4 protein-coding genes are annotated in these 5,181 nt (G+C 64.6%); all 4 read left to right on the top strand.

Going from position 1 to position 5,181, the window contains the following annotated elements; translation table 11 throughout:
• Positions 1-209 precede the first annotated feature (209 nt).
• The 4 genes from ACODS9_RS26375 (at position 210) to ACODS9_RS26360 (ending at position 5,103) form a co-directional block, all read left to right on the top strand.
• Positions 210-1,226, top strand: coding sequence for a WD40/YVTN/BNR-like repeat-containing protein (locus tag ACODS9_RS26375; RefSeq protein WP_489095112.1), 1,017 nt, complete (start codon positions 210-212; stop codon positions 1,224-1,226).
• A complete protein-coding gene (locus ACODS9_RS26370) occupies positions 1,223-3,616 on the top strand; it encodes an efflux RND transporter permease subunit (RefSeq protein ID WP_401112375.1) in 2,394 nt (797 codons plus the stop codon). The genes ACODS9_RS26375 and ACODS9_RS26370 overlap by 4 nt, the downstream gene beginning before the upstream one ends.
• Positions 3,617-3,716: 100 nt before the next feature.
• Positions 3,717-4,007, top strand: a complete 291-nt coding sequence (locus tag ACODS9_RS26365) for a DUF5629 family protein (RefSeq protein WP_401112377.1) — start codon at positions 3,717-3,719, stop codon at positions 4,005-4,007.
• Entirely contained in the window at positions 3,973-5,103 is a 1,131-nt protein-coding gene (locus ACODS9_RS26360) for a lactonase family protein (protein ID WP_401112380.1), read from the top strand. The genes ACODS9_RS26365 and ACODS9_RS26360 overlap by 35 nt, the downstream gene beginning before the upstream one ends.
• The last annotated feature ends 78 nt before the right edge of the window (positions 5,104-5,181 follow it).

Here is a 5,181-nt window from a genome sequence, read left to right as displayed (position 1 = left end):
AGTTGAGGATGGCGTGGGAGCGGCGATGCGGCGACCCGACTTGCCCCGCGATGCTTTTGGCGGTTAACAAAACATAACGTCCCGCTCGTTGTTTTCTGTCGGACAAGCCCGATACGATGGCCAGAAGCTATTCCAGGCCTCTGGACCAGGGGTTTCGGCAGTGCCTGGCAATAGATTGACCCACCACAAGAACACAACAGGGGGCAGTCATGAGAGAGCGGATTACGCCACGCCGCAGGCTGGCGGCAGGCGCGATACTGGCACTGGTGCTGGGTATCGGCGCTGGCAATGCCGAGGCGGCGGTGGCCGCCGAGGAATACTCGGTGGAGTCGGCCAAGGCCAGCCAGAGCCTGTTGATCGGCGCCACCCACGCCGGCCAGCGCCTGGTGGTGGTCGGCGATCGCGGCCATATCCTGTTCTCCGACGACCAGGGCAAGACCTGGACCCAAGCCCGGGTGCCCACCCGGCAACTGCTCACCGCAGTGTTCTTCCTCGACGACAAACGCGGCTGGGCGGTCGGCCATGATGCTCAGATCCTCGCCAGCAACGACGGCGGCGCGACCTGGAGCAAGCAGTTCGAAGACCTGTCCCGCGAAGCACCCTTGCTCGATGTGCGTTTCGTCGATGCACAACATGGCTTTGCCGTCGGCGCCTATGGCGCGCTACTGGAGACCACCGATGGCGGCCAGCACTGGCAGGACGTCGCCGAGCGCCTGGACAACCCCGACCAACTTCACCTCAACGCCATCGCCCAGGTGAAGGACGCTGGCCTGTTCATCGTCGGCGAGCAGGGCAGCATGTTCCGCTCCAGCGATGCCGGTCAGAGCTGGACGACGGTGCAAGGCCCCTACGAGGGCTCGCTGTTCGGTGTGATCGGCACCGCCCAGCCCAACACCCTGTTGGCCTACGGCCTGCGCGGCAACCTGTTCCGCTCCACCGATTTCGGCGACAGCTGGCAGCCGATCGAACTCAAGGCCGAACGCGGCCCGCTCGAATTCGGCCTGGCAAGCGCTACGCTTCTCGAGGACGGCAGCCTGGTGCTGGTCGGCAATGGCGGCAGCGTGCTGCGCAGCCATGACGACGGCCAGACCTTCAGCGTGCGCAACCGCGCCGACCGTATCGCCCTGTCGGGTGTCAGCGGCCTGGGCGGTGGCGGCCTGTTGCTGGTCGGGCAAGGGGGCGTGCACCTGGCCTCGGCCGACGGTACCCAGGAGGCGCGTCCATGACCAGCCGGGAGAGCTTCGACATGCAGCACAAGGACAAGGCCACCCTGCTGGAACGCCTGATCTTCAACAACCGCCCCGTGGTCATCGGCATCTGCCTGCTGGTGAGCGTGTTCCTGTTCTGGCAGGCAACGCAGATCCGCCCGTCCACCAGCTTTGAGAAGATGATCCCGCTGCAGCATCCGTTCATCGAGCAGATGATGGAGCACCGCAACGACCTGGCCAACCTCGGCAACACCGTGCGCGTCTCGGTGGAGGCGGTCAACGGCGACATCTTCGACAAGGACTACATGGAGACGCTGCGTCAGATCCATGACGAGGTGTTCTACATCCCCGGCGTCGACCGCGCCGGGCTCAAGTCGCTGTGGAGCCCGAGCGTGCGCTGGAGCGAGGTCACCGAAGAGGGCTTCTCCGGCGGCGAAGTGATCCCCAATACCTACAATGGCTCCCAGGACAGCCTCGACACCCTGCGCGACAACGTGCTCAAGTCGGGCCAGGTGGGGCGCCTGGTGGCCAACAACTTCAAGTCCAGCATCATCGATATCCCGCTGCTGGAGAACCATCCTGACCCGCAGGATCCGGGGCGCCAGGTCAAGCTCGACTACCAGCAGTTCTCCCACCAGCTGGAAGAGAAGATCCGCGACAAGTTCCAGGCGCAGAACCCGAACGTGAAGATTCACATCGTCGGTTTCGCCAAGAAGGTCGGCGATCTGATCGATGGCCTGGTGATGGTGGCGATGTTCTTCGGCGTGGCGCTGGTGATCACCTGGGCGCTGCTGTACTGGTTCACCTGGTGCATCCGCAGCACCATCGCCGTGCTCATCACCACCCTCGTGGCGGTGGTCTGGCAGCTGGGGCTGATGCATGCGGTGGGCTTCGGCCTGGACCCGTACTCGATGCTGGTGCCGTTCCTGATCTTCGCCATCGGCATCTCCCACGGGGTGCAGAAGATCAACGGCATCGCCCTGCAATCCAGTGACGCCGACAACGCCCTGACCGCGGCCCGGCGCACTTTCCGCCAGTTGTTCCTGCCGGGGATGATCGCCATCCTCGCCGATGCCGTGGGCTTCATCACCCTGCTGATCATCGACATCGGCGTAATCCGCGAGCTGGCCATCGGCGCCTCGATCGGCGTGGCGGTGATCGTGTTCACCAACCTGATCCTGCTGCCGGTGGCGATCAGCTACGTCGGCATCAGCCAGAAGGCCATTGCCCGCAGCAAGAAGGATGCGACCCGCGAGCATCCGTTCTGGCGCCTGCTGTCCAACTTCGCCAGCCCCAAGGTAGCGCCGGTATCGGTGGTGCTGGCGCTGCTGGCCTTCGGTGGCGGCCTCTGGTACAGCCAGAACCTGAAGATCGGCGACCTCGACCAGGGCGCGCCGGAGCTGCGCCCGGACTCGCGCTACAACCAGGACAACAGCTTCATCATCAGCAACTACTCGACCAGTTCCGATGTGCTGGTGATCATGGTCAAGACCCCGGCCGAGAGCTGCTCGATCCACTCGACCATGGCGCCGATCGACGAGCTGATGTGGACCATGGACAACACCCCCGGGGTGCAGTCGACCATCTCCCTGGTGACCGTGTCCAAGCAGGTCATCAAGGGCATGAACGAGGGCAGCCTGAAATGGGAAACCCTGTCGCGCAACCCGGATATCCTCAACAACTCCATCGCCCGTGCCGACGGCCTGTACAACGCCGACTGTTCGCTGGCGCCAGTGCTGGTATTCCTCAACGACCACAAGGCCGAGACGCTGGAGCGGGTCACTACCGCGGCCAAGGCTTTCGCCGACAGCCACAGCAAGGAAGGCCTGCAGTTCCTCCTGGCGGCGGGTAATGCCGGCATCGAGGCGGCCACCAACGAAGTGATCAAGTCGGCCGAGCTGACCATCCTGATCCTCGTGTACATCTGCGTGGCGGTGATGTGCATGATCACCTTCCGTTCGTTCGCCGCGACCCTGTGCATTGTCCTGCCGCTGGTGCTGACCTCGGTACTGGGCAACGCGCTGATGGCCTTCATGGGCATTGGCGTGAAGGTCGCCACGCTGCCGGTGGTGGCGCTGGGCGTGGGCATCGGCGTGGACTACGGCATCTACATCTACAGCCGCCTGGAGAGCTTCCTGCGCGCCGGCCTGCCGTTGCAGGAGGCCTACTACGAGACCCTGCGCTCCACCGGCAAGGCGGTGCTGTTCACCGGCCTGTGCCTGGCCATCGGCGTGTGCACCTGGATCTTCTCGGCGATCAAGTTCCAGGCCGACATGGGCCTGATGCTGACCTTCATGCTGCTGTGGAACATGTTCGGCGCCCTGTGGCTGCTGCCGGCGCTGGCGCGGTTCCTGATCAAGCCAGAGAAATTGGCGGGCAAGGAGGGCGGGTCGATCTTTGCCCATTGAGTGACGCCATTATCGCGGGTCAAGTCGCATCGGCGCACCGCCGACGCGACTTGACCCGCGATTGCGTATAATGGCGGCCTTTGTCTGAAATGGTATTACCATGACCACCCTCGCCACTGCCCTCGCAGCCTGCGACATGCTCCTGATCGACGGCCTGCACGCCTTCGACTTTACCCTCGACGAATCCGGCCTCACCATCGAATGCATGGACGGCCGTCAACTGCGCCGCTGGACCTTCACCCCCGAGCAGATCGCTGCCGCTAATGGCGCGGGCGACGACTGGAGCCTGGCCACTGATGAAGGCGAGCATCGTCTAGTCTGTATGAGTGCTTTTCGTGCCCCGGATGAAGAAGACGATGAACAGGAAATGGACACGCCTGCTGACCGCTAGCCTCATGGCTTTGTCAGTCAACGCCCAGGCCGCCACGTTGCTGGTGGGCAGCTACACCGACAACGGCAGCGAAGGGATCTACCGCTACGACTTCAACGCTCGCACTGGCCAGATCGACGCCAAGCCTCGGCAGGTGGTCAAGAGTGTCAGCCCCTCGTGGCTGGTGCTGTCTGCCGACCAGCGCCAGCTGTTCGCGGTCAATGAAACGCCCAAGGGCAACGTCAGCAGCTTCTCGCTGGGCAGCAAGGGCGAGATCAAGCTGCTGAACCAGGTGCCCAGCCAGGGCGACGAGCCGACCCACGCCAGCCTGAGCCATGACCAGCGCTACCTGTTTGTCGCCAACTATGCCGTTGCTCCCGACCCCGGTGGCAGCCTGGTGGTGATCCCGGTGGCCAGGGACGGCAAGCTCAAGCCGGTAGTGCAGCAGGCCAAGCACACGCCAAGCCAGGTCAACCCCGAGCGCCAGGCCGGTGCCCATGTGCATTCGCTGGTGCTGTCGCCCGATGGCCGCCACCTGTATGCCAGCGACCTGGGCGCGGACAAGGTGTTCATCTACCGCTACGACGGCGCCAGCCCCGAGCATCCACTGAGCCCGGCGATTCCGCCGTCAGTGGCGTTGCCACCGGGCAGTGGCCCGCGTCATCTGCTGTTCGACGCCAAGGGCCGGCATGCCTACCTGACGCTGGAGATGAGCGCCGAGGTGGTGGTATTCGATGTGCAGGACGGTGCTCTGACCGAGCGCCAGCGCGTGCCGCTGACCGACAGCAAGGATGCAGCGGCTAGGGCCGCGGGCGGGTTGCACCTGTCGGCCGATGGCCGCTTCCTCTATGTCAGCAATCGCGGCACCGCCAACGAGATCGTGGTGTATGCGGTAGGCAAGGATGACGGCCAACTGAGACTGCTGCAGCGCCGGTCGGTCGAGGGCGACCATCCCCGCGAGTTTGCCCTAGACCCCAGTGGCAACTACCTGCTGGTGGCTAATCAGAAGAGCAACCAGATCGTGGTCATGCGCCGCGATCCGCGCAGCGGCACGCTGGGGGACACCGTGCAGACGTTGGCGCAGCAGGCGCCTTCGGACCTCAAGTTCCTCGAATAATGGCAGCGGCTGAAAACCTCCGGCGTGGGGGGGGGGGGGGGGGGGGGGGGGGGGGGGGGGGGGGGGGGGGGGGGGGGG

This window comes from Pseudomonas sp. FG36 (assembly GCF_057809275.1).
Note: the sequence above shows the minus strand (reverse complement) of the source record. Positions and strands in the feature narration are given on the sequence as shown.